The sequence below is a fragment of the Halalkalibacter urbisdiaboli genome (assembly GCF_002156385.1).
Lineage (GTDB): Bacteria > Bacillota > Bacilli > Bacillales > Bacillaceae_D > Halalkalibacter_A > Halalkalibacter_A urbisdiaboli.
In genome coordinates this window covers 518953-543820 of sequence record NZ_MVJM01000002.1, presented here as the reverse complement: position 1 = coordinate 543820, position 24868 = coordinate 518953, and the positions used below count along the sequence as shown (strand labels likewise).

General features: G+C 38.6%; 22 protein-coding genes and 2 pseudogenes. 19 read left to right on the top strand and 5 right to left on the bottom strand.

Going from position 1 to position 24868, the window contains the following annotated elements:
* Nucleotides 1–49: 49 nt before the first annotated feature.
* From B1R93_RS23935 to B1R93_RS10475, 3 genes and pseudogenes are all read left to right on the top strand, one after another.
* Nucleotides 50–1486: pseudogene (locus B1R93_RS23935) on the top strand (chitobiase/beta-hexosaminidase C-terminal domain-containing protein); the annotation flags it as partial.
* A gap of 444 nt (nucleotides 1487–1930) precedes the next feature.
* Nucleotides 1931–5017, top strand: coding sequence for a 5'-nucleotidase C-terminal domain-containing protein (locus B1R93_RS23930; protein ID WP_425348957.1), 3087 nt, complete (start codon nucleotides 1931–1933; stop codon nucleotides 5015–5017).
* Nucleotides 5018–5189: 172 nt separating this feature from the next.
* On the top strand, nucleotides 5190–5390 hold the full coding sequence (locus B1R93_RS10475) for a cold-shock protein (protein ID WP_088103921.1): 201 nt from the start codon (nucleotides 5190–5192) through the stop codon (nucleotides 5388–5390).
* A gap of 201 nt (nucleotides 5391–5591) precedes the next feature.
* Here the strand turns inward: B1R93_RS10475 and B1R93_RS10470 are convergent, their stop codons facing one another.
* Together B1R93_RS10470 and B1R93_RS10465 are read right to left on the bottom strand one after the other, a co-directional pair.
* Nucleotides 5592–6440 (bottom strand): VOC family protein, encoded by an 849-nt coding sequence (locus B1R93_RS10470; protein WP_088103920.1) that lies wholly within the window; start codon nucleotides 6438–6440, stop codon nucleotides 5592–5594.
* A 358-nt stretch (nucleotides 6441–6798) separates the two neighbouring features.
* Nucleotides 6799–7431: a CAP domain-containing protein gene (locus tag B1R93_RS10465; RefSeq protein WP_245308258.1), complete on the bottom strand. Its 633-nt coding sequence runs from the start codon at nucleotides 7429–7431 to the stop codon at nucleotides 6799–6801.
* Between the two features lie 440 nt (nucleotides 7432–7871).
* On the opposite strand from B1R93_RS10465, the gene B1R93_RS10460 reads away from it, so the two are divergent.
* The 6 genes from B1R93_RS10460 to manA all read left to right on the top strand — a co-directional run bounded on the left by B1R93_RS10460 (nucleotide 7872) and on the right by manA (nucleotide 12852).
* Nucleotides 7872–8156, top strand: coding sequence for a hypothetical protein (locus tag B1R93_RS10460; RefSeq protein WP_425348951.1), 285 nt, complete (start codon nucleotides 7872–7874; stop codon nucleotides 8154–8156).
* Between the two features lie 90 nt (nucleotides 8157–8246).
* Complete coding sequence (locus B1R93_RS23925; RefSeq protein ID WP_425348950.1) at nucleotides 8247–8363, top strand: LacI family DNA-binding transcriptional regulator; 117 nt, start codon at nucleotides 8247–8249, stop codon at nucleotides 8361–8363.
* Nucleotides 8364–8413: 50 nt separating this feature from the next.
* A complete protein-coding gene (locus B1R93_RS10455; RefSeq protein WP_425348949.1) occupies nucleotides 8414–9277 on the top strand; it encodes a substrate-binding domain-containing protein in 864 nt (287 codons plus the stop codon).
* A 217-nt stretch (nucleotides 9278–9494) separates the two neighbouring features.
* Nucleotides 9495–10676, top strand: a complete 1182-nt coding sequence (locus tag B1R93_RS10450) for an AGE family epimerase/isomerase (RefSeq protein WP_425348948.1) — start codon at nucleotides 9495–9497, stop codon at nucleotides 10674–10676.
* A 191-nt stretch (nucleotides 10677–10867) separates the two neighbouring features.
* On the top strand, nucleotides 10868–11809 hold the full coding sequence (locus tag B1R93_RS10445) for an ROK family protein (RefSeq protein ID WP_088103918.1): 942 nt from the start codon (nucleotides 10868–10870) through the stop codon (nucleotides 11807–11809).
* An 89-nt stretch (nucleotides 11810–11898) separates the two neighbouring features.
* Nucleotides 11899–12852 carry a mannose-6-phosphate isomerase, class I gene (gene manA / locus B1R93_RS10440; RefSeq protein ID WP_088103917.1) on the top strand — a complete coding sequence of 318 codons (954 nt, stop codon included), beginning with the start codon at nucleotides 11899–11901 and terminating at the stop codon, nucleotides 12850–12852.
* A gap of 134 nt (nucleotides 12853–12986) precedes the next feature.
* Here the strand turns inward: manA and B1R93_RS10435 are convergent, their stop codons facing one another.
* Complete coding sequence (locus tag B1R93_RS10435; protein ID WP_088103916.1) at nucleotides 12987–13532, bottom strand: restriction endonuclease; 546 nt, start codon at nucleotides 13530–13532, stop codon at nucleotides 12987–12989.
* A gap of 559 nt (nucleotides 13533–14091) precedes the next feature.
* Here B1R93_RS10435 and B1R93_RS10430 point away from each other — a divergent pair.
* From B1R93_RS10430 to B1R93_RS10415, 4 genes are all read left to right on the top strand, one after another.
* Nucleotides 14092–15042 carry an arabinan endo-1,5-alpha-L-arabinosidase gene (locus tag B1R93_RS10430; RefSeq protein WP_088103915.1) on the top strand — a complete coding sequence of 317 codons (951 nt, stop codon included), beginning with the start codon at nucleotides 14092–14094 and terminating at the stop codon, nucleotides 15040–15042.
* A 422-nt stretch (nucleotides 15043–15464) separates the two neighbouring features.
* Nucleotides 15465–16082 (top strand): hypothetical protein, encoded by a 618-nt coding sequence (locus B1R93_RS10425; RefSeq protein ID WP_088103914.1) that lies wholly within the window; start codon nucleotides 15465–15467, stop codon nucleotides 16080–16082.
* Between the two features lie 124 nt (nucleotides 16083–16206).
* Complete coding sequence (locus B1R93_RS10420; RefSeq protein WP_245308257.1) at nucleotides 16207–16548, top strand: GNAT family N-acetyltransferase; 342 nt, start codon at nucleotides 16207–16209, stop codon at nucleotides 16546–16548.
* Between the two features lie 183 nt (nucleotides 16549–16731).
* Entirely contained in the window at nucleotides 16732–17079 is a 348-nt protein-coding gene (locus B1R93_RS10415; protein WP_088103913.1) for a hypothetical protein, read from the top strand.
* A gap of 222 nt (nucleotides 17080–17301) precedes the next feature.
* Here B1R93_RS10415 and B1R93_RS10410 read toward each other — a convergent pair.
* Nucleotides 17302–18522, bottom strand: a pseudogene (locus tag B1R93_RS10410) (IS110 family RNA-guided transposase).
* 418 nt (nucleotides 18523–18940) lie between these two features.
* Between B1R93_RS10410 and B1R93_RS10405 the strand changes: the two are divergent.
* The 6 genes from B1R93_RS10405 to purT all read left to right on the top strand — a co-directional run bounded on the left by B1R93_RS10405 (nucleotide 18941) and on the right by purT (nucleotide 23072).
* Nucleotides 18941–19513, top strand: coding sequence for a chromate transporter (locus B1R93_RS10405; RefSeq protein WP_088103912.1), 573 nt, complete (start codon nucleotides 18941–18943; stop codon nucleotides 19511–19513).
* The gene (locus B1R93_RS10400) at nucleotides 19510–20043 is read left to right on the top strand and encodes a chromate transporter (protein WP_088103911.1); all 534 of its coding nucleotides are present in this window, start codon (nucleotides 19510–19512) and stop codon (nucleotides 20041–20043) included. Before B1R93_RS10405 ends, B1R93_RS10400 begins: the two co-directional genes overlap by 4 nt.
* A gap of 74 nt (nucleotides 20044–20117) precedes the next feature.
* Entirely contained in the window at nucleotides 20118–20732 is a 615-nt protein-coding gene (locus B1R93_RS10395) for a restriction endonuclease (protein ID WP_088103910.1), read from the top strand.
* A gap of 65 nt (nucleotides 20733–20797) precedes the next feature.
* The gene (locus B1R93_RS22995) at nucleotides 20798–20941 is read left to right on the top strand and encodes a hypothetical protein (protein WP_165763784.1); all 144 of its coding nucleotides are present in this window, start codon (nucleotides 20798–20800) and stop codon (nucleotides 20939–20941) included.
* 95 nt (nucleotides 20942–21036) lie between these two features.
* The gene (locus B1R93_RS10390; protein ID WP_088103909.1) at nucleotides 21037–21819 is read left to right on the top strand and encodes an SDR family oxidoreductase; all 783 of its coding nucleotides are present in this window, start codon (nucleotides 21037–21039) and stop codon (nucleotides 21817–21819) included.
* 71 nt (nucleotides 21820–21890) lie between these two features.
* Nucleotides 21891–23072 carry a formate-dependent phosphoribosylglycinamide formyltransferase gene (gene purT / locus B1R93_RS10385; protein ID WP_088103908.1) on the top strand — a complete coding sequence of 394 codons (1182 nt, stop codon included), beginning with the start codon at nucleotides 21891–21893 and terminating at the stop codon, nucleotides 23070–23072.
* A 164-nt stretch (nucleotides 23073–23236) separates the two neighbouring features.
* Here purT and B1R93_RS10380 read toward each other — a convergent pair whose 3' ends face one another.
* On the bottom strand, nucleotides 23237–24790 hold the full coding sequence (locus B1R93_RS10380; protein ID WP_088103907.1) for an ABC-F family ATP-binding cassette domain-containing protein: 1554 nt from the start codon (nucleotides 24788–24790) through the stop codon (nucleotides 23237–23239).
* Between the last annotated feature and the right edge of the window lie 78 nt (nucleotides 24791–24868).

Genomic DNA, 24868 nt, shown 5'->3' with positions numbered 1-24868 from the left:
GAAGAATCGAATCAAGAAACTCGTAAAGCTTTTTTTAGTTTTCACCTTAATGCTCCCAGTTTACTCACAAATAGGAATTGGGAATGTACAAGCATCTACAACGTTGACGGTTGCTGAAGCGATAGCAAATAATTCCGGAATCGCAACGGTCGAAGGCTATATTGTAGGAACTGTAAGTAGTGGTCCTAACTTTAAGCTAAATGCACCATTTAGTGTTAGTACAAATTTGGCCTTAGCAGACTCAGCTGAAGAGCCAACTGATTTTCTGCCAATCCAATTACCGTCAGGGGCGATTCGAACAGCTCTAAATCTAGTTGATAATCCAAATAATTTAGGAAAGAAAGTTAAAATAACCGGAAGTTTAGAAGCATACTTTGGTGTAGCTGGTCTAAAATCACCGACAACTTATGAGTTTGTCGAAGAAAACGCAGGGAAAACAGCTAATGTACAAGCTACTCCACTGCAAGGTGAAGTTGAGGCTGGAACAACAATAAGCCTGCAAACAGCTACTGAAGGTGCGAAGATTTACTATACTACGGATGGAACAGAGCCTAATAAACAAAGTCAGGTCTACGATGAACCGATTATTATTTTTGAAGAGACAACCATTAAAGCATTTGCAGTTGCCGATGGTTTTGAGGCGAGTGATGTTGCAACGTTTACGTATACAATGAAGCAAGCTCTTCCAGTAAGTACAATATCTCAGGTTCGTAACCTAACAAATGGAACAGAAGTTAAAATAAATGGTGTTGTAACAACAGGGACAGGTCTTTGGGGCTCAAAAGGATTTTATCTTCAAGATGAAACAGCAGGAATCTATGTATATCAAGGAAATGATGAAGTAAAGCCTGGGGATAACGTAACACTGAGCGGACAAAAAGGAGCATATAATGGTGAGCTTCAAATTTCTAATATATCATCTCTTCAAAAAGAAGGAGAGGCGGCTATTCCTGAACCGGTAATTGTCACACCAGATAAGGTGGATGCTACGAATCAAGGACAGCTTGTAAAGCTAGAAAGTATAAAAATTAGGAATATAATAAGTGTTAATCAATATGGAACATTTGAATTTATAGCTGAAAAAGATAATCAAACGCTTACTGTTCGTGTCGATAATCGAACGGGATTAACGTATGAGGAGTTTCCTTATACCAATGGAATGGTTGTCGACGTGGTTGGAATAGCCTCTGTGTTTAACGGGACTTATCAGTTAAAACCAAGAGGTATTCATGACTTCTCATTTGTAGATGCTGGAGAAGCAGAAGACGTTTCAGCCGTTATGGCAAATCCTAATTCAGGTGGAGTAGCAATAGGAACAAATGTTACACTCACACCAGCTAAAAATGGTGCAACTATTTATTATACAATAGATGGTTCTACCCCTACAGAAATGAGTACAAAATATACTTCTCCTATTGAAATTTCCGATAATGTCACACTTAAAGCAATAGCCGTTGACGGGGAAGGCCATATAAGTGAGGTTGTTCAGTATTCTTATACAATTATAAATGACAATCCAAGAATTCATGACATTCAAGGTTCAGGGCATACTTCGCCTTTCCTAAATGAAAATGTAGCTAGTGTCGAAGGAATTGTCACGTTTGTTACAAGCCATGGCTTTTATATAGAGGATCCTCTCCCAGATGGGGATGAGAAAACTTCAGAAGGAATTTATGTATATAAAACGTCACATGGACGCAGTGTTGGTGACCATGTCAAGGTTACTGGAAAGGTGACCGAATTCAGTGGGACGTCAAGTGAGGGATACGATGATCGTGCGGATACTCATTTAGAGGTCACACAAATTAGTGCCAATTTAGCGAGTGATAAAGTTGAGCTCGTAGCGACCGATCAATTACATCAATTAGCACCACCAGTTCTCATAGGAGAGAATGGGCGTATTATTCCAGCAGATCATATTGATAGTGACATGCTAACCGTTTTTAATCCAGAAGTCGATGCCATTGACTTTTACGAAAGCTTAGAAGGAATGCGGGTTCAGCTTAATCATGCTTGCGCAGTTGGTCCACAAAAATATGGTGAAGTACCAGTCACTGTTGCAAATGGTCGTGAAAAACTTCAAACTGCAAACGGCGGTCGCATCCTTACAGAAGCCAACCAAAATCCAGATAGATTATTTCTTAATATTAACGATACGAGCTTTGTAGCGAAAACTGGGGATTGTTTTGATGGCTCAATTACAGGTGTAGTCGGATACACATATAATAACTTTAAAATTATGACCGATAAACATCGCTTACCTAATTTAATCAAAAGTGAAGTCGAGCAAGAAGTTACTGCGATTGTAAAAGATGAATCTAAATTAACCGTAGCAAACTACAATGTTGAAAATCTTTCTGCAAGAACATCCGACACAAAAATAGAAAAAATTGCTCAATCATTTATTACGAATCTTAAATCGCCCGATATTATTGGGTTAGTTGAAATTCAAGATAACGACGGCGAAACAGATTCAGGCACGACAGTTGCAAATGAGACGTATGAAAAGCTAATTGCGAAAATTAAAGCGTTAGGTGGGCCTTCGTATGATTTCACAGATATTGCGCCTGAAAACAATCAAGATGGTGGGGTTCCAGGTGGAAATATTCGTGTTGGTTTTCTCTATAACACGGAACGAGTGAAATTAGCTGAAGGAAAAGAAGCTGGTACGGCAACTCAGTCTGTTGAGTATCTTGATGGAGCGTTAACGTTAAATCCAGGAAGGATTGACCCGACGAATACAGCATTTGAAAACAGCCGAAAGCCATTGGCTGCAGAATTTGTGTTCAATGGTGAAAAGGTTATCGTCATTAACAATCATTTTAATTCAAAACGTGGTGACCAACCTTTATTTGGAAAAAACCAACCACCTGTTTTTGAAAGTGAAAAGCAACGTCATCAAATCGCCACCATTATTCATAATTTTGTGCAAGATGTGCAGACAAAAAATCCACAGGCTAATGTCGTTGTGCTTGGTGATTTAAATGATTATCAGTTTTCGAAAACATTAGATATTGTTAAAGGGAATCAATTAACAAACATGATTGATACTCTTCCGTTAAACGAACAATATACGTATGTATATGAAGGAAATTCTCAAGTCTTGGACCATATACTTGTTAGTAATCATTTAGCTTCACAAACTGAAATTGATATTGTCAACATTAATGCGGATTTTATGGAAGCTCATGGTCGTGCGAGTGACCATGATCCGGTCGTTGTTCAAATGGCTTTAGATCATAAAAAGGATGAAGACTTTCATTTAACAATTATGCATACGAATGACACTCATGCTCATTTAGATAATGTTGCTAGAAGAATTACGGCTATTAACACGATACGTGAAGAGGTCGAACATTCGATTTTACTTGATGCTGGAGACGTCTTTTCTGGAACATTATTTTTTAACCAGTACCTTGGACAGGCAGACTTAGAATTTATGAATATGGTTGGCTATGATGCAATGGTACCTGGTAACCATGAATTTGATAAAGGATCAGAGGTGTTAGCGAATTTTATAAAAAATGCTCACTTCCCGTTTGTCAGTGCAAACGTTGATTACAGTCAGGACCCAGAACTGAGTCAACTTGCTGAGCATACGATCGGTAAATCTGGAGACAGTGGAAAGCTGTATCCAGCGATTATTATGGAAATCGACGAAGAAGAAATAGGAGTATTTGGTTTGACAACAGAAGACACAGCTTATTTAGCAAATCCAGGAGAACAGATAACTTTTGAGGATTATCTTGAAAAAGCACATGAGACAGTAGCGATGCTAGAAGAAGAGGGAGTAAATAAGATTGTCGCTCTCACGCATTTAGGCCATCAGTATGATGTGAAATTAGCAGAAGAGGTAAGTGGCATAGATGTGATCATTGGCGGACATAGTCACACGAAAATTGACCAAGCAGTTGTTCTTCATGAAGAGACGGAGCCGACAATTGTTGTTCAAGCGCAAGATTATGGTGTTTACATTGGTAGAATGGATGTTGAGTTTGACGAACACGGTGTATTACAGCAATGGCACTCAGAGTTAGTTGAAGTTGATGAGAAAAATGAAGCTGGCGAGTATATATTTGCTGAAGATATGGCTGCCGCAGAACGCTTAGAAGTCCTAAAGGAACCAATTGAAGAGCTCAAGCAAACTGTGATTGGCAAATCGACAGTCGATCTGGATGGAGAACGTGAAAATGTTAGAACGAAGGAAACGAATCTTGGCAATCTCATTGCCGATGGAATGTTAGCGAAAGCAAAGGAAAGTGTCAATGCTCAAATCGCAATTCAAAACGGTGGCGGTATTCGAGCCTCGATTCGTGCTGGAGATGTGACATTAGGAGATGTGCTAACGGTTCTTCCGTTTGCGAATAATTTAGTTGCACTTGAATTAACTGGAACAGAACTACTCGAAGCGTTAGAAAATGGTGTAAGTCAGGTTGAAAGCGCCCAAGGTCGTTTCTTACAAGTAGCGGGGCTCCGATTTAGCTACGACCGAGCACAACCAGCATTTGAGCGGGTTTATGACGTCGAAATAGAAACAGAAACAGGGTATGTGCCATTAGATGAGAATGCAACCTATATTGTTGCGACGAATGAATTTATTGCCGATGGGGGAGATGGTTTTGAGAGTTTAAAACGGGCGAAAGACGATGGAAGAATGATGGAATTATTCCTTCCAGATTATGATGTTTTTACGGAATTCCTAGAGAAGCTTGGAACAGTAGGTGAAGCCTATGCTGAGCCAGAAGGTCGAATTATTGAAGCAGAAAAAATGGAAGATACGTTTACTATACCAGATATAGCAATGACTGTTACCCAATATAAAAAGGTAAAACTCCCGAAAAAGGTAAAGGCGATAATGAATGATGGTTCTGTTAAAAAGATGGAAATCACGTGGGATGGTTCCATTGATTCTAGTATAGTCGGTGAACAGATAATTGAAGGAACCGTTGAAGGTTACTCTAAAAAAGTGATATTAACTGTAACGGTAGAGCCAGCAAAAAAACCTAAAAAAAAGTAGTCATTTTTACGAAACATGAAAATAGGTTGAAGTTGAGCAAAATATGTTTTTAGTATGCAGAAATAAATTAATAATATTCAATGAATAAAACTATACGCCATGGACATAATAAAATACGCAAGGTACTTGCAATATTTTTCATGTATTTGGTACATGCAAGGAGGCAACAAAGATGGAACACGGAAAAGTAAAATGGTTTAATGCAGAAAAAGGTTTTGGATTTATCGAACGTGAAGGTGGCGAAGATGTTTTCGTTCACTTCTCAGCTATCCAAAGCGAAGGTTTTAAATCACTAGACGAAGGTCAAGAAGTTACTTTCGATATCGAAGAAGGCAACCGAGGACCTCAAGCGACAAACGTACAAAAAGTATAATTGTTTGCAGCTAATAAAACAGACCCTTGACAAATGAATGTCTTGGGTCTGTTTTGTTTGTTGAAACGCAAGGGAGTGTCTCAAAGGCATAAAGCGTTCACAGCAATGGCTTCGTTGGCTACGCGCCTTGCGAACCCCCCTTCGTAAGGCTTTTAAAAAATGTAGCGACTACGCTCACAGCCTCTTGATATACAAACGACTTTAAGTAGTTAATTGAATCACGTTATGCGAAGGATCCTCGACAATACATTGCCCACCATCCTCCAAAATAGGAACACCCATTTCAACTAATTGTTCAATAACATGAGCTCTTGCTTCGTTGTGAGGGTATTGTAAAGAAAATATTTTTAACCCAACACTTTCTTTTGAAGGGGCAGGTGCTCCAACACCGGCCCATGTATTTAATCCAATATGGTGATGATAGCGGCCAGTTGAAATGAAAAGAGCTTGTTGACCGTATCTTGTGACTACTTGAAAACCGAGTTTGGAATAAAACTGTTCTGACGCTTCTAAATCCGAAACATGTAAGTGAATATGTCCGATAACCGTATTTGAAGGCAGACGTATCCAAGAATCTTCATTCGCTTCTGCAAGAAGGTTTTCTAGATCAAGTGGCATTGTATCCATCATTACTTCGTCCTGTTGCCAAGTCCAACAACTAGCTGGACGGTCTCTATACATCTCAATTCCGTTTCCGTCAGGATCAGCAAAATAAATCGCTTCACTAACGAGATGGTCGGATGCCCCTTGTAGCGGATACCTATTTTCCACTAAATGCTTTAGCACGGACGCTAAATCGGAGCGTTTAGGTAATAAAAGGGCAAAATGATACAAACCAGTAGTTCGAGATTGCTTAGGTTTAACCTGCTCTGGCTGCTCTAAAATTAGAAGAGGGTTTACCCCGTCCGCACTTAAAATTGCCTTTGTTTCTGTTTGTTGTAGAATACGAAAGCCGATCATTTTTTCATAAAAAGTAAGAGAACGTCTAAGATCGGAAACAGTTAAAGTTACTTGGCTAATAAATGTACTCGGTGCTGAATGAAAGCTCATCTTTTATCTCTCCTAATAAAGTCTGTATTTTAGATTATTATAGCAACAATGTAGGATCTAATCTTTTTTAAAGCAATTTATTGTCCTATTTTTATTGGAGCTAACATAGGGATTATTGTACAGGCCTTAAAACAGGAGGGTGAGAAGCATGAAAGTGATAAATTTTAAAAAGCTAAAACCATTCCTTATTGGTGGAGTCGCAGGCGTTGCAATTGCAATCGCTCTTGCCGTCATGGCTTATGTAGGATAAGAATAGTGAGTGAGGTTTGATCATTCTTATAACAGTTGTAGCGACTTCAATGCTAAGGGGGTGTCCATAAAAGGTCAAAATCAACCTTTTAGGACACCCCCGTCTAAGTTATCTTGCTTTAATAAACATTTGAACCCAGGCGCTATGATAAAAGCCGACACCGATCGTATCGTATTCAGGCTTTAAAATATTTTGACGGTGACCCGGTGAGTCCATCCAAGCATTCATTACTTCTTGAGGTGTTTTTTGTCCTTTTGCGATATTCTCACCTGCAGTAGTGTATTGAATACCAAATGATTTTAACATATCAAATGGAGAGCCATAATTTGGGCTGTTATGTGAAAAATAGTTGGCATTAATTAAATCCTCTGCTTTTTTGTGGGCAACATTTTTTACATCAGCACGATGTGTAAGTGGCTTTAATCCTTGCTTTGCCCGCTCTTGATTAACTAGGGCAACGACTTGATCTTCAAATGTACTATGATGAGTAGCATCTGCTTTTAGACGAATGACTTCGCCAACATGCATGTTTCTTGGCTCAACATCTGGGTTTAAACGCATTAATTCTTGATAGTCGAGTCCATACCGTTGAGCAATGAACCAGAAGGAATCACCAGGGGAAACTTTGTAATGGGAAAATGGTGGCTCCTTAAACATTTTAATTTGAGCGTGTGCATCCTCGTGGCCAGTAAATGACAGTAAGAGACAAATTGCTGCAAAAATAAGCGTAAATTTCTTCACTTCTTGAACCTCCAAAAATAGTTTAGTTTCGACGCTCCTATTATCCCTTATATAGAAAGAACAATCCGAATTTCTTTATGTAAATAATGGAAAAGAGTATCTGTAAGATGTAAGTGTTGAGCAATAGCTAAATTTTCAGTACTTCAGAAAGGAGTAATCTAGAGAGAAGGAACGCCTGATGAAGTCGTTACGAAAGAGCTGTTGTTTCTCTTATTAGCTTGCAGAAGAACAATATAAGAGGTTGAATAGTCCTTTCACCTCCCTGTTATCCTTTACGACAAATCTTTACCTTACTTCTCCCTCTTTTTAGCAATAAAAGGTTATTTGTTCTCAATATTGAAGAGAAAGCGCTTTTATTTAATTGACAAAACACAATGAGTTAAGTAATATTTACACTGAATTAGGTTAACGATAAATATGTGTTTAGGGGGATAAAACGAATGATTCATGAAAAATATTTTGAATTAGCTGATAAGCAGGAACAATTATTATCGAGAAAAAACGAAAAGAAAGATTTCTATAACGGTGTGATTGTAAATGAGAATAATGAAGTGTTTATTTATTATGCGTCAAGTGATACACGTATCCATGTAGCGACAACGACAATTGAAAAGCTCATTGATTATACATTTAACACACCGGTAGATCCGCTTCATTCATTAGAATGTGCAGAGCAACGGATTAAACTAATTGAAAAGAATCTTCGTTTACTTGGTAATAATTAATTAACTAATAAAACGTTACAAATTAGGTTAAATAGTATAAAATGTTTTTAGTATCATAGGATAATTTTTAACTAGAATGGAGGTGACCAAGTGAAAAGCAATGTAACGATGCGGGATATAGCAGAAAAAATCGGAGTAAGTAGTGTTACGGTTTCGAAAGCCTTGAATGATAAAGAAGGAGTAAGTGATGAACTTAAAACGAAATAAAGACGTTAGCTGAGGAATTGGGTTACCGCTTTAATACTGTAGCAAAATCTATGAAAGAAGGCTTTTCTTATAATATCGGTGTGATTATCCCAGAGAGGTTTACTGGTGATGCACAGTCATTTTATTTGAAATTTCATCAGCATATTACGAAGATGCTAGAACGTTATAATTATTATGGTATTTTGCAAATATTGACTGACGACGATGAAGAAAAGTTAAATCTCCCTCGAACTTATTATGAAAATAAAGTAGATGGGTTTATTATCCTTGGTCAAGTTAGTAAGGAATATATTGATTTATTGACGGTCAACGAAATCCCCAAAGTCTTTTTAGACTTTTATACGGATCTTTCTGATATTGATTCGGTCGTTACCGATAACTTCTATGGCGTATATGAACTAACTAACTATCTTATTGACAAGGGACATCGTGATATTGCTTTCGTTGGAAACATCTATTCTACAAGTAGTATTCAAGATCGTTTTTTAGGTTATTATAAATCATTATTGGAACATAAAATTAGTTTGAAGCAAGACTATATCATAAATGACCGTGATGAGCGAGGGAAATTTATTGATTTGCAAATTCCTAGAAACCTTCCAACTGCCTTTGTATGCAATAATGATCAGATTGGTTATAATTTAATCCAACAGCTGCAGAGTATGAATTACTCTGTTCCTTATGATTGTTCTGTCGTTGGTTTTGACAACGATATTTATTCTTCACTATCTCATCCACCAATGACGACTGTTCAGGTAGATATTGAGGAAATGTCTAAAGTGGCTGTGAAGCTTATTCTTGAGAAAATAAAAAATAAAGAGAAACGCTATGGTAGAGTTCTGATTAAAGGGCAAGTTATTCATCGTGAGTCCGTTAACTCTATAAAAGTCATTTCAAAGAATAAAGTAGTCTAATACAATAATTAACCTTTATTTAAGTTAAGTGTCTAATTTCTTAACTTAAATAAAGGTTTTTTTTATTTTATTATAAACGAACCATTATTGACAAGGAACGTTGATTCGCGTTATTATTTACTTAAACGATAAACTAAAACAAAGTAACGAGATAGCTTATTTGAAACTTATTAATAGGTTTAAGCTTAGGAAGAAGGATTTATTAGGGGGATATATGGTGATTTTACGACAGAAAATTGAAACTGAGCTTAAGAATAATATTTTACCATTTTGGATAAATCATACGGTTGACGAGGAAAATGGCGGTTTTTTTGGTTTTGTTACAAATGAATTAGACGTCAACAAGCAGGCAGATAAAGGATGTATTTTAAATTCACGAATTCTTTGGTCGTATGCAAAGGCGTATCGAACGTATGGTGACCCGCAATATTTGAAAATGGCGACACACGCATATTCGTTTTTAAAAGATTCGTTTTTGGATGATGAGTATGATGGGGTTTATTGGATGGTAGATTATGTCGGCAAGCCAGTAGAGGATCGTAAGCATATTTATAATCAAGCATTTGGGATTTATGGGCTATCTGAATATTTTATGGCAACTAGTGATAAAGAGAGTCTTAATCTTGCTATTCGTCTTTATAAGATTATCGAAAAACATGCGTATGATACGGAAAATAAAGGGTACCTCGAAGCGTTCACACGTGATTGGAAAACAGATGAAGACTTACGTTTAAGTGGTAAGGATTTAAATACAGCAAAATCGATGAACACCCATTTACACATTTTAGAGGCGTATACCAATCTTTATCGTGTATGGAAGGATGATGGTTTAAAAGAAAAGCTAGATGAGTTAATTCATCTCACACTAGACCATATTATTCATCCTGAAAACGATCAATTTATTTTATTTTTTAATGAACAATGGGAGTCAAAATCAAATGTAATCTCATACGGTCATGATATTGAGGGAAGCTGGTTACTATTTGAAGCAGCTGAAGTGCTAGGTAACAAAGCGTTACTAACCAAAGTAAGAGAGGTTGCTATCAAGATGGCTGAAAAAGTACTAGCCGACGGAATTGACGAGGATGGAAGTGTCATGAATGAGCTTGAAGATGGACACCTCGATAAGGACAAGATTTGGTGGGTGCAAGCGGAAGCGATGGTTGGTTTTTATAATGCGTACCAGCTTACATCTAAACAGGATTATTTAGTGGCGGTTAATAGACTATGGGATTTTACAAAGGAATATATTATTGATAAAGAGCATGGTGAATGGTATTGGCAACGAAATGCAGATTTGAGTGTGCCGGTAAGTAAAGGGAAGGTAGAACCTTGGAAGTGTCCATATCATAATGCTAGATTTTGCTTTGAATTGATTGAAAGAATAGGAAGTAAATAGAAGATTAAAGGAGTTGCACCAAGATGGACTATATTAAAGGAATGACTTGGGGTTGGGTTGGAATCCGAGAATTTTTATTTATCTAAATAATAGCGGGGTGTCCCGAAAGGTTTGTTTTTGACCTTTTGGGACACCCAAGTACTATTTGGGGGTTTTGAGACAGCCCTTTATATAGTAGGGAGGCGGAGCATATGTATATTGTAGGGATCGACTTAGGAGGTACACAAATACGGGTAGGGCTTTTCAGTGACACTGGTCAGCTAATTGACAAAAGAGCGACGTTAACGCTTGCTCAAGAAGGTCCTGACAACGTAATTGAACGCTTAATAACGTTCATTCAAGCTGTTATTACCGAAAATAGTGCTGACGGTTCTGTTAGTGGAATTGGAATTGGTAGTCCAGGTCCGTTAGATGTTTTTGAAGGTGTGATAAAATCTCCTCCTAATTTACCTGGCTGGGTGAACATTCCTTTACGTCAAATTCTAGAGAATCAATTTAATGTTCCTGTTTATTTAAACAATGATGCCAATGCAGCCGTTTTAGGTGAGTATTTTCATGGGGGCGGGAAAGGCAAGAAAAATGTCGTGTATTTAACAATTAGTACAGGGGTTGGAAGTGGAGTTATTGATAATGGTCAACTGCAATTAGGGGGAAATGGCAGCGCTGCAGAAGTAGGACATATGATTATTAATCCTCTTGGGCCTCTATGTGGTTGTGGAAACAAAGGCTGTGTCGAAGCCTACGTATCTGGAACGGGGATTGTTAATAGAATGAAGAAAGTGCTAGAGGAAGAGGGACGTGCATCTTTACTACGTGAAATGGATGTGACAACAAAAGCGATTTTCGATGCTGCTCAAAAATACGATCCACTTGCGTTACAGCTTGTTGAGGAAACGAGATCCTATTTAGGGGTCGCCCTCGTTAACATAATTCACCTATATAATCCAGAAATCATTATCTTTGGCGGAGGTGTTAGTAAGGTAGGGGATTATTTATTTCAACCAGCGATTGAGTTTGCAAAAAAGAAAGCAATGAAACCAATGGCTGACGAGATTGAATTTGTTCAAGCTCAATTAGGAGGAGATGTCGGACTAATTGGTGCAGCATCACTTGTAACGTACCATCAATCATAATGTTTATCGCAGTGAAATCAACCGGAGTAAAACAGATGGAGTGATTCAACGAATTGATGAAATCTTGGCATAAGGTGGGTGACGGGAAGATGGTAAAGGAACCTTTATTTTTGGAGCCTGAGTTTAAGGAAAGAATATGGGGCGGTAAAAAGTTAAAAGAGCAATTTAATTATGACCTTCCTTCCAGTACGACGGGTGAGTGCTGGGGAATTTCAGCCCATCCAAACGGTCCCTCAACAGTGAGGAATGGTTCATTAAAAGGAAAAACATTAATTGAACTTTGGGAAAACCATCGTGAGCTTTTTTCAAATGAAAAGGGAGAGCAATTTCCATTACTAGTGAAAATTCTTGATGCAAATCAAGATTTATCGGTACAGGTTCACCCAGATGATCGGTATGCAGCTACCTATGAAAATGGTGAACTTGGAAAAAACGAGTGCTGGTATGTAGTTGATTGCGATCCTGATTCTAAGCTGGTGCTAGGGCATAACGCGAACACGAAGGAAGAGTTCGTGTCGATGATTGAGGCAGGGAAATGGGATGAGCTTTTTAAAAGCGTTCCGATTAAACCGGGTGACTTTTATTATGTGCCAAGTGGGACTGTTCATGCGATTAGAAAAGGTGCTGTTATTTTAGAAACGCAGCAAAGCTCAGATACGACCTACCGTGTGTATGATTATGATCGGACTGATGACCAGGGGGCAAAACGTGAGTTGCATATTCAGCAATCGATTGAAGTAACGACAATTCCACATGTTAATGTCAACGTTAAACAGGAAGTTGCTCAAGAGGGTGGCTTAAAAATTACGAAGCTTGTCTCAGAACATTATTTTACGGTGTATCATGGGGCGTTAGATGGTTATGTCATGAAAAGGACTGATGGGAAGTACCTTCTCTTTAGTGTGCTTGAAGGAGATGGGGAATTGGTTGTTGAAGAAAAAAACTACTCTTTAAAAAAGGGAGATCATTTTATTATTCCATCAACAGTCCCACAATTTGAAATGACAGGTACTGTACAACTGATCTTTTCTCACACATCTTAATTAAGAAAAGAAGAGTAGCTGGGGATTCTACAAAAGCAAGCGTAGTTGAAGCTGCAAAAGCACGCAGCATTAACCTTGTGAAAGCTAGACAATATTAAGAAAGTAACCTTTGGGTGTCCCAGAGGTTTTTTTCTCTACTCAATGTTTGGGTAATCTGAGAATGTACGGACTCGTTCAATAAAGCGGTGCGGACGGTCTATACCTGCTTTATTCGTGAGTATAGAATGCAAAGCAGTACGATCAACAAGGTTCACATTTTCTGTTGCAGCCAATTTTTTTGCAGTCGATGTGTAATAGAGATTGGTTATGAGTAAGGCTTTGTTTGCTCCAAACATGTCCTTCGCTTCGATGAGTTCTTTAACTGAAAGAGAATCAACGTTGTTCTCCTGCTTTTTAACGATTACAACGACCTTAATCCCTCGTTTTCGTAAGACAAAATTCACCTTACAGAGGCTTGTATCCGTTACATTGGTAACCGAATAGCCTTGGTTGTGAAAATATGGGATTAGTAACGATTCGAATTCTCGTGTACTAAGCTGGTCAATGTCACTCCAATTGTAGCTGTAAAAGGCAGAGGCTCTCTTTAATTGAGACCAGCCAAAACAAAGAAGCGGTATGGACAATAGGATCGTTGCACTAATAATAAATAGTTGGGGATGACTTTCAAAGAAGTGTATCAAGCTTTAGCACTCCTTTATCTAGTATTAATTATAGAATGACCAAGAATAACGTTATTATGCAGGGTGTGGGAAGACAAATCAATTGTAATGGTCAGGTATAATGAAGATATGTCAATGGAAGGGATGTTGTATATGAAGATTAATGAAGTAAGAAAAGCTCTATATACAGTTGCAAAGTGATTAGTAGACATAAATGCTATTAATAAAGGAAAAGCGGGGAAAAGAATCGGGAGAAGAATTGCTGGAAAGCAAACACAAAAATTAATGAACAAAATCTTTAAGTAGAGGGTTCCACTTTTGTTGTCTAACACAGTAAAATATAAATTAATCGACTGCTCGCTTCATTTTTTTGAAAGCACTTTAAAATAAGAAAAAGGCATTAGTAAAGGTTTTTTAAAGTTAGTCACGATTAAGTATATTGAACATATTCAGTTTTTGAGGGTGAATCATTATGTCCAGAACAGAAACGTGAGTGGTCTAAAAAAGGTGAGGAAGTCCCAAAAGATTAAAAACAAACCTTTTGGGACTTCCTCTAAAACATTCGAAGGGAGAAAATTTAATGTTTAATACAGCATCTTTTGAGGGAGTTAACTTTTACGAGATAGACTGGAATCTGAAAGGTCAATTATGGGCACACGATCCCGTAATCTCTAAAGAGGGAAATTGCTGGTATGTTTTTCATACGGGTAGGGGGGTACAGATTAAATCGTCAGAGGACGGAACGAGTTGGAAGGCGGAAGGTTCCATTTTCCAAAGCTTACCTGAATGGTGTAAAGAGTATGTACCTGAAAAAACAGAGGAGAGTCTTTGGGCTCCGGATATATCTCTTTACAATGGAACTTACTATTTATATTATTCAGTCTCGACTTTTGGACAGAATACATCGGCCATTGGTTTAGTAACAAATACAACGCTTAACCCGAACCATCCTGATTATGAATGGAAGGATATGGGGCATGTTATTCATTCGACAGCTGAAGATAATTATAATGCGATTGATCCTAATTTGATTGTTGATCAACAAGGCCAGCCTTGGTTAAATTTTGGCTCCTTCTGGTCAGGTAATAAATTGATTAAATTAGATCCAAAAACGATGAAGCCTCAAGAAGGTGCAGAACTTCTAGCCATCTCCAGTCGAATGGAACAGCCTAATACGATTGAAGCGCCTTTCATCGTATATCGTAACGGCTATTATTATCAATTTGTATCATTTGACTTCTGCTGTCGCGGAGTAGATAGTACATACAATATTGTCGTTGGACGTTCGAAGGATATCACAGGGCCCTATATTGATAAAGATGGAGTCTCCATGATGGAGGGTGGCGGAACATTGATTGATGCTGGGGATGATCGCTGGATAGGACCTGGGCATTGTGCAGTTTACTTCTCTGGTGAATCCTCGCTTCTCGTCAATCATGCCTACGATGCCTTGAATGAAGGGAAGCCGACATTACAAATAAGACCTTTGTATTGGGATGCGGATAATTGGCCTTACTTAAAAAAATCATAGGAATTTTTTAAGTGCTTTTCTCCTATTATTTAAAAGTAAGAATATAAGTTAGGGGAGGCCACTGAAAAACCTTTTCTAGTAACTCAATGAAGAAGTAATGGCTTCGCTCGCTGCGTGCCTTGCGATGAGAACCCGCTCATCGCGAAGCCACTGAAAAACTACTTCTTTGTAACTCAAAGAAGAAGTAATGGCTCCACACGTTGCGCGCCCTGCTATGAGAAAACCACTCATAGCAGGGCTTTCAAAACCAGGCAACGGCTCCGCACATTACTTAAAGGGTACTAAAAAAGGGAAACCCACCCTTTTTTAGTACCCTTCTCATCGCAAGGCTTTTAAAATCGGGCAACGGCTCCGCACATTACTTAAAGAGCACTGAAAAGGATAAACCACCTTTTCAGTGCTCCTAAATTAGGGGTGATTTTTTGCAAAGATTATTAGAATTTATTTTCGGAAAAGTCAATAAAGATAATAAATTCCTGTTATTTGGGTATTGGTTCTTTGTTTTTCTATATTTTATTTTACTTACTTTTTCAATCATCCAATTAATTGATTGGTTTTCCATACTATTATTTGCATTGTTATTTCCTATTGTATTTAGACTTGTATATGGTGTTAATAGTCTTATCTTAAGAAAGATAAACACTAAGGGATTGTTTATTGTAGCAAGAGTATTTGGCTTTGTTATCATTTGTTTCGTAGGGTTAATGGTCTTTTTATCCGATAATGTGGCTATAAATGCTAACAAAAGTATATCTAATGGAAACGTTCAATTATCAATAGATAAATTAAAAGGGAACTATCAGGTAGCAGAATTCGATGTGAATGGAGAAGGAATGATTTCACTTCCATATAAAGCGTCTGTTAGTGAAGGGGATATTGTCATTTTTGTTGAAAGAGAAAGTGAAGTTTTATGGGAAGAAAGTATCTCAACTTCAGGACAAGGGAATATACAGTTTCATAGTGAAGTTGGTACTTATGATATTCAGGTTGTTACGGAAGAAGCTAATGATGTTTTTGTGGAACTCAGTAACCCAAAATAAAAAATGTCCGCCGTTGGGCAATAAATCTCGAAGGAGGATAAATGATTAGAAGAGCGACAGAAAAGGATATAAGTGGTTTGGCATTTTTAATGGGAGAGTTAGGTATCCAACGACTATACAAGAAATGGAGCAACGTTTTGCGAAAATTAGTTCCAATCCATTATATAATACTCAAGTTGCTGAAGTAGACGGTCAGATTGTTGGTATGATTGGGATGATATTAGGTTTTCATTATGAAAAAAATGAAAACTATATAAGAATTGTTGCTTTAGTAGTAGATTCAAAATATAGAAAGAATGGTATTGGTGACAGGCTTATTCAAAAAGCAGAAGAATGGGCAAAAGAACAAGAGATAAATAAATTGGTATTAAACAGCGGAAATCGCAGTGAGAGAAATGATGCACATCATTTTTATACAAAAAGAGGATTTGAAGGGAAAGCAATAGGATTTTATAAAGTTTTATAAAATCCTTATGAAACATAGCCCACAACAAAAATCGATTTAGGAACTGATGTTATCTAACTTTGGTGCATGAATGCACGTGTTGTTTGATTTGAGCCTAAATTCCCTTTATCAGTTATGAATGAATATTGACATTACGAACACTGTAAACTACCATACAAGTATTCTAGTTTCGGAGGTGGTACGATGGATTACTTTACGTTAAATGCTAACACAACGATACAATATCCGAATGGTATTAGCTTACCTGTTCGGCATGGATTGGATATGTTCATTCGTGATATGGAAGCTGTAGTTGGTGTGAAACCTAAAGAAATTGTACCGAATTCAGCAGGGAATCAAGGTTTTATTATGTTACGGTTAAAAAGGAATTATTTTTTTGGAGGAATTAAAATGAAGTGGTTGTACTATACGACTTTATCCATTGGTTGTTTTTATCTGTTAAATGTATTTTTTAGTGCTGTACCTTTCTTAATCGTAATTGGAATTCAGATATTCATTATGGTACTTTTAGCAAAATGGTTAGTTAAATAATGCTTCGGACTACTTGTTAAAGGGTAGCTTTAACTTAAATAAAAAACGCTATTTGAAGGTCACTGAAAACGAGGACGATATTTTTAGAATTTTTGAAGGTTGTCCCTCTAAGCTCCCATGAAAATTTAAAAGAACTGCACGTTGATTAAAGACAACACTAAATAAAACCCACTTTTAGTGTTTTTAAAAAATGGGTTGGTACTCTATGAAGTTTTGAAAGGTTTAAGAAGCTTCGGGAGCAGTTACTGTGACAGTATAACCAAGGTTTTCTAATCGACGGATGGAGTGCCGGACAATGGATACCTGTTTCTGTTTATCAAAGTAGTCTTCGCCAAGGTCTACATACATTTCTTTTCGAGTTAAGAGGTAATAAGCGATTCGAAGCATGGCATGTGCAACAACGATGGCTGCTCGCTTTCTTCCTTTTCGAGCTGAAGTCCTTCGATAAAGGGCACCGAGATAGTTTTTGGAACCGCGAATAGAGTGAGCGCATTCAGTTAAAGCCGATTTTAAATATTTATTACCTTTCTTAGCCTTTGAGGCTTTTCGTTTCCCTGCACTTTCATTGTGGCCAGGAACTAGTCCAGCCCATGAACATAAGTGAGCAGCAGTAGGAAACTGTACGGCTACATTCGTCCCTATTTCAGATAAGATTTGTTCAGCAGTACGAACCGCAATTCCCGGAATCGAGTCTAATCGTTCGATATCTGCCTGATAATCTGATACTCGGTTCGCTACTTCTTGGTCAAGTTTATCAATCTGCTCTGTTAAGAAATCGATGTGTAATAGAATGGTTTTTAGCATGATGCGTTGGTGAGATTGAACATAGCCATGAAGCGCTAACTCCAGCTCGTTCTTTTTACGTTTCATCGTTCGTCTAGCAAAGCCAGCTAACTTCTCTGGATCCTCTTCACCATCAGCAATAGCTCGAAGCATATCGCGAGCAGAAACGCCCATAACATCAGAAACAACTGAAGCTAGTTTGATATTAGCTCCTTCTAATACCTTCTGAATTCTGTTGTGTTGTCGGGCTCGTTCTTCAATGATACTCCGACGATAGCGAACAAGTTCTCGCAATTCACGTTGACTTCGGTCGGGAACATAACTTCCCTTGAGTAAGCCGTGACGGGGAAGTTGAGCGATCCATTCCGCATCTTTCACATCCGTTTTACGACCAGGAACTGCTTTTCATGTGCTGGGCATTCACAACAAAAAACTCAATGGCTTCAGCTTCTAATAGATTTACGATGGGTTTCCAAAAAACTCCCGTGCTTTCCATGGCTACATGGGTGCAAGCGTGCTCCTTAATCCAGTCGATTAACTTTAAAAGAAAGACCGTTTCTGTTGTAAAGGTTTGAACCTTCCTTCTGGGGTGATGACGCATGCAGTAATACTCTTCTTATGAACATCCATTCCACATGCCCGTTCAATGATGACCTTCATTGAACTCATCCTTTCTACGGCAGATTAAAATTGGAGGCTGGTGCAGCAACCAGAGTAGGGTTAATCTCCCATGAGTGCTTCCCGGAAGGGAGCGACAATCTGTGATGCACCGTGGTCGTGGGGTCAGACTATCGGATGGGCTAACAGCACCATAGTTTATAGACCTTCCTCGCCAGCCGTACTAATCTATACCCGTTCTTAACCCATTTTCATCATCTTTGGTGAAGCGATTTTTTGCTTCATGGATGGCTATCGGGTAGATTATCTTCAAGGTTGAATAGCTGCCTTCTTACAACAAAGAATGCAGCTATTTGACTGTTATCTATCAGTCGAGTAGATTTTTTTGGTTAGTAGAGAACATGTTAAAATAAGTTTGCATGTTCAGAAGGTGGTAAAGAACACATTAGGGGGAGAAGATATGAGTGTTCAGTGGAACCTATTCATTGCTTTTTTTCGTTCAGGTATTTTAGGATTTGGGGGAGGACCGTCGGCTATTCCGCTTGTGAAAAAAGAGGTCGTTGATGTATTCAAGTGGATGAACAAGGATGAATTTAGTGACATCCTTGCTTTAGGTAATACATTGCCTGGTCCGATTAATACGAAGATGGCAGGTTATATCGGCTATCGAGTTGGCGGGATTCTAGGTATGGTAACTGCAATTTGTGCATCAATTGTGCCAACGATATTATTAATGATTTTGCTGTTAACCTCGTTAGCAGCCTATAAAGAGCAAGCTTGGGTAGCAGGTATTACAAAGGGGGTTATCCCTGTTGTCACTGTTATGCTTGCAATCTTAACATGGGAATTCTTGTTGAATGCGAAAAAAGGATTAGGGTGGATCGGCACTATATTGATTCTAGTGTGTAGTTTCTTACTCATTGAATGGATAGAGCTTCATCCCGCTTTCGTTATTGCTGCGTTATTATTGGGTGCGTTGTTGATACCGAACCGATTGAGGACGAGAAATAAAGAAGGAAGTGAGCAGAGATGATCTATGTTGAGCTCTTTCTCGCGTTTTTCATTCCTGGAATCGTCGGCTATGGTGGGGGGCCTGCTTCGATTCCACTTATCCAGCATGAGGTTGTAGAACGCTATCGTTGGATGACAGTGGAACAGTTTAGTGAAGTTTTAGCGATTGGCAATGCACTTCCTGGCCCGATTGCAACCAAAATGGCCGGCTATATCGGGTATGAAGTCGGTGGAATATTTGGTGCATTTATTGGTGTATTTGCAACTGTTGCACCATCACTGTTTTTGATGATTGTTTTGCTAGGACTATTATATACATTTAAAGATTCTCCAAAGGTAAAGAAAATGACTGCCTACATTCGACCGACGATTGCTGTTTTGTTAGGTGTTTTAACGTATCAATTTTTAGAAACGGCTTATGTTGAAACAGGGATCTGGCACACATTCTTTCTCTTGGTTGCTAGTTTTCTTTTGTTACAAAAGTGGAAGGTACATCCTTCTTTCGTGATATTAGGTGGTATTTGCTATGGTGCTTTCTTTTTGGGAAGCTAGCATTTAGATGCAAACGAATGTTTGCATCTTTTTCTTTTTCCTTATAAGATAGTGGAAAGAAGGAGTGGGATATTGTGATTGACTTTGTCATTACAAATTTATGGCTAAGCCTAATTGTTGGAGGCTCGTTTGTACTTTTCGTTCTCTGGCTAAAAAGTAAACGGAAAAAACGTTATGATTTATCCAAAATTACGATAAAGGATATCGATAAAATGGATGGCTTTGAATTTGAGGATTACTTATATGTGTTTTTTTGTGCTGTTGGTTACGAAACATATCAAACAAAGAAAAGCCGCGACTTTGGAGCCGATTTACTGTTTGTTACAACAATGGAGCAACGGACTGTTGTTCAAGCAAAGCGATATCTTGATAAGGTAGGGCTCTCCGCAGTGCAAGAGGTGTATTCGGCTCAAGCTTTTTATGATGCAGATACAGCATTAATTGTTACATCATCAAATGAACTTTCCGAGCCTTGTTTGAAGTTAGCGACAGCAACTTCTGTAAAAATTATTGATCGTGAAGATTTAATCGAAATGATTCATTTGTTTAAAAAGGGAGACGTTGAGAAAGTACAGGCATTAATTGAAACACCTGATGAGCCAGTGGAGTATTTAGCAGCGAATAGTTTAATTGAAAATGAGCACAAGCGGGGGCTTATTCAATCAGGGGACTATTTTTACAAAGCCTAAAAATTTCAGATATGACATAAGACATCCTCCATCTTCCATATTTATTAGCGAGGGGGTGGGCCTGCATGTTAAAAGGAATTGATTGGCAAATGGCACTATTTGTTGGTGCTTCATTATTGCAAGAATATGTTAGGTTTGTTCATCTTCCACGTGTTTATTATTGGGAAGAAGAGGATGGTGATGATTCGAATCATAACCGGGCGGCATAATGTCGCCCGGTTTCTTCGTTATAGATGCTAGTGAATGAAATGGAATGCTGAGGGGAAGTTTACCTGTAAAGTCGAATTGTAGAAGGAGCGAAACAATGAAAACATTACAGGATAAAGTGGCGATTATCACGGGGGGGTCTTCAGGAATAGGACGAGCGAGTGCGATTCAATTAGCGAAAAGTGGTGTAAAAGTAGCTCTAGTAGATTTGAAAGAAGAGAATGCAGAAAAAGTAAAACAAGAAATCGAACAATTCGGTGGAGAAGCAATTGTCACGGATACAGATGTGGCGGATCCGAAAAGAATGGAGGAGAGTTTCCAAAAAGTGATACAGCAGTGGGGCCGTCTTGATATTGTTTTCGCGAATGCAGGCATTAATGGCAAGGTGGAACCAATTGAGGATTTAACAGCGAATGATTGGGAGCAAACATTATCAACAAATTTAAGAAGTACGTTTTTATCGGTGAAATATGCGATCCCCCATATGAAGAAAAATGGAGGCAGTATTATCATAACAAGCTCAATAAATGGGACGCGAACCTTTAGAAGCTTTGGTATGTCAGCTTATAGTACATCCAAAGCAGGGCAAGTGGCTTTCGGCAAAATGGCAGCTTTAGAGCTAGCGAGGTACCGGATAAGGGTGAACATTATTTGTCCGGGTGCGATCGAAACGAATATTAGTAAAAATACGTTTCCAGACCAAGAAGAGCTTGAAAAAATTAAAATACCAATCGAATTTCCTGAAGGGTCACAGCCGTTAGAGCACCAACCTGGAAAACCTGAGCAAGTAGCGGAGCTTGTTCACTTTCTAGCATCGGATTCATCAAACCATATAACAGGCAGCCAAATCTTTATAGATGGTGCAGAGTCGTTGTTATAGTCAATTACGGTTAGTGGGATTTTATGCTAAGATGGAATGGAATTCACAATGTAAACTAGGGGGAACGAGTCGTGCAAGGTGCGCCATTTACTACACAAGCAAAAAAGTTATTGCTATTAGGCTCAGGGGAGTTAGGAAAAGAAGTAATTATCGAGGCTCAGAGACTTGGAGTTGAAACGGTCGCTGTTGACCGCTACGAACATGCGCCTGCCATGCAGGTTGCTCATCGATATCATGTAGTAGACATGCTAAATGAACAGCAGTTACGTAATGTAATTGAAAAGGAAAAGCCTGATTTCATCGTTCCAGAAGTTGAAGCGATTCAAACACAGGTGCTAGTTGATTTAGAAAAGGAAGGGTATCATGTCGTACCAACTGCATCCGCTACAAAGTTAACGATGGACCGTGAAGGCATTCGAAGACTAGCGAACGAGAAGTTAGGGTTGCCAACAGCTCAATATGAGTTCGCTAATTCTTTAGAGGAATTAAAAGAGGCGGTAAATAAAATTGGAACACCTTGTGTGATTAAACCATTGATGAGCTCTTCAGGAAAAGGACAAAGTCTTTGTCATACCTTTGACGATGTTGAAACGTCTTGGCAAATTGCACTTGATGGTGCTCGCGGAAAAAGTACCCGTGTCATTGTTGAACAATTTATTCATTTCGATTCAGAAATAACGTTATTAACGGTTCGTTCAGTATCGGGGACTGCGTATTGCCCAGCAATTGGCCACATCCAAAAGGACGGTGACTATATCCAGTCGTGGCAGCCACATCAAATGAGTACAGAGCAAATTCAAGAAGCAGAACAGATTGCAAAAACAATCACGGATGAGCTAGGCGGCTATGGCTTATTTGGTGTAGAATTATTTCTAACAAAGGATAAGGTTTACTTTAGTGAAGTCTCTCCTCGCCCACATGATACGGGAATGGTGACACTAGCAACTCAAAATCTATCTGAGTTTGCTTTGCATGTTCGTGCGATTTTAGGATTTCCAATTACAGAGATTGTGCTACATACACCAGGAGCAAGTCATGCCATAAAGGCTTGGGAGGAAAGTAAGACGTATCAAGTTACAGGAATTGGAGAAGCATTAGCAGTACCTAATACAGAGGTTCGTCTGTTCGGTAAGCCCGAGACAAAGATTGGCCGTCGTATGGCGGTAACGCTTAGTACGGCTGAAACAGTTGAAGTTGCAAACGAAAAAGCAAAAGAAGCAGCAGAAAAAGTAAAAATCGTCTATAACGGTTAGAGGATAAAAAAAGCAACTCACCAGTGAAGGTCGCTGAAAAGGGTGGGTTTCCTTATCAGCGGCCTCACTATGAGCGGTTTTCTCATAGTTTGGCGAGCAACGTAAAAGATTTTTTTTAGTGCTCTCTAGTGAGGGAAGTTGCTTTTTGTAAAATGGGTTTTAACTTAAACTAGCTTTGTGGTCCAAGATTCACAATTCCAAATGTCTGTTACAACGTCTTGATAGAACTCTGGTTCATGGGAGATGAGAAGGATGCTTCCTTTGTAGCTCTGAAGCGCACGTTTAAGCTCATCTTTAGCATCAACATCTAAATGGTTTGTTGGCTCATCAAGCACCAGGATATTCGTCTCGCGGTTAATCAGTTTACAAAGTCGTACCTTTGCTTTTTCTCCTCCACTTAGAACGACAATTTTACTTTCAATATGCTTCGTTGTTAAGCCACACTTGGCTAATGCTGCACGAATTTCCGCCTGATTATAGGAAGGGAAGGCTTGCCATACTTCCTCGATACAAGTGTTATTCGAGTCTTTCGCTTCCTGCTCAAAGTAGCCAACTTCCTGGTATTCGCCACGTTCTATCGAGCCAGAAACGGGAGGATTTAAGCCTAGTATACTTTTTAATAGTGTTGATTTTCCGATTCCGTTTGCACCGACTAGCGCGATTTTTTGTCCGCGCTCCATTCGTAAGTTCAATGGCTTTGATAATGGCTCCTCATATCCTATCACAAGGTCCTTCGTCTCAAAGATCAATTTACTCGGTGTTCGAGCTTCTTTAAAATGAAATTCTGGCTTTGGTTTTTCTTTTGCAAGCTCGATAACTTCCATTTTATCAAGCTTCTTTTGGCGGGACATCGCCATATTACGCGTGGAAACACGGGCTTTATTTCGAGCAACAAAATCCTTTAATTGAGAGATTTCTTGTTGCTGCTTTTTATAAGCTGCTTCAAGCTGTTGCTTTTTCATTTCATGAACCTCTAAAAAGTGATCATAATCGCCAACGTAACGATTAAGCTCTTGATTTTCCATATGATAAATGAGATTAATCACACTATTTAAAAACGGAATATCATGAGAAATGAGAATAAAAGCATTTTCATATTCCTGTAAGTAACGCTTCAGCCATTCAATATGCTGTTCATCAAGGTAGTTTGTTGGCTCGTCCAATAAAAGGATGTCTGGCTTCTCTAATAAAAGCTTTGCAAGAAGAACCTTTGTCCGTTGGCCACCGCTTAAGTCCTCAACATCCTTATCTAACCCAACTTCATCTAAACCGAGTCCACGAGCGATTTCTTCAACTTTGGCATCGATCACATAAAAATCATTATTCGTTAATGTATCTTGAATGATACCAACTTCTTCTAGCAGTTTTTCAAGCTCTTCTGGGGTAACATCCGCCATTTTATCGTACATGGCTGTCATCTCAGCTTCGAGGTCAAACATATACTGGAATGCGCTCTTTAATACATCACGCATCGTCATCCCGCGTTCAAGGACTGTGTGCTGATCTAGGTAACCGACACGCACCTTTTTTGACCATTCAACTTTTCCTTCGTCTGGCATAAGCTTTCCAGTAATAATATTCATAAAGGTGGACTTACCTTCTCCATTTGCACCAATAAGTCCAATATGCTCCCCTTTTAATAATCTAAACGAAACATCATGGAAAATCGCGCGATCGCCGAACCCATGACTAAGATTTTTGACAGATAAGATACTCATTGAAAACACCTTTCTTTAACAAAATACCTATTCCTTTTACCATCCTCATCTTACCACAACTCTCATGCTACGTCTGTT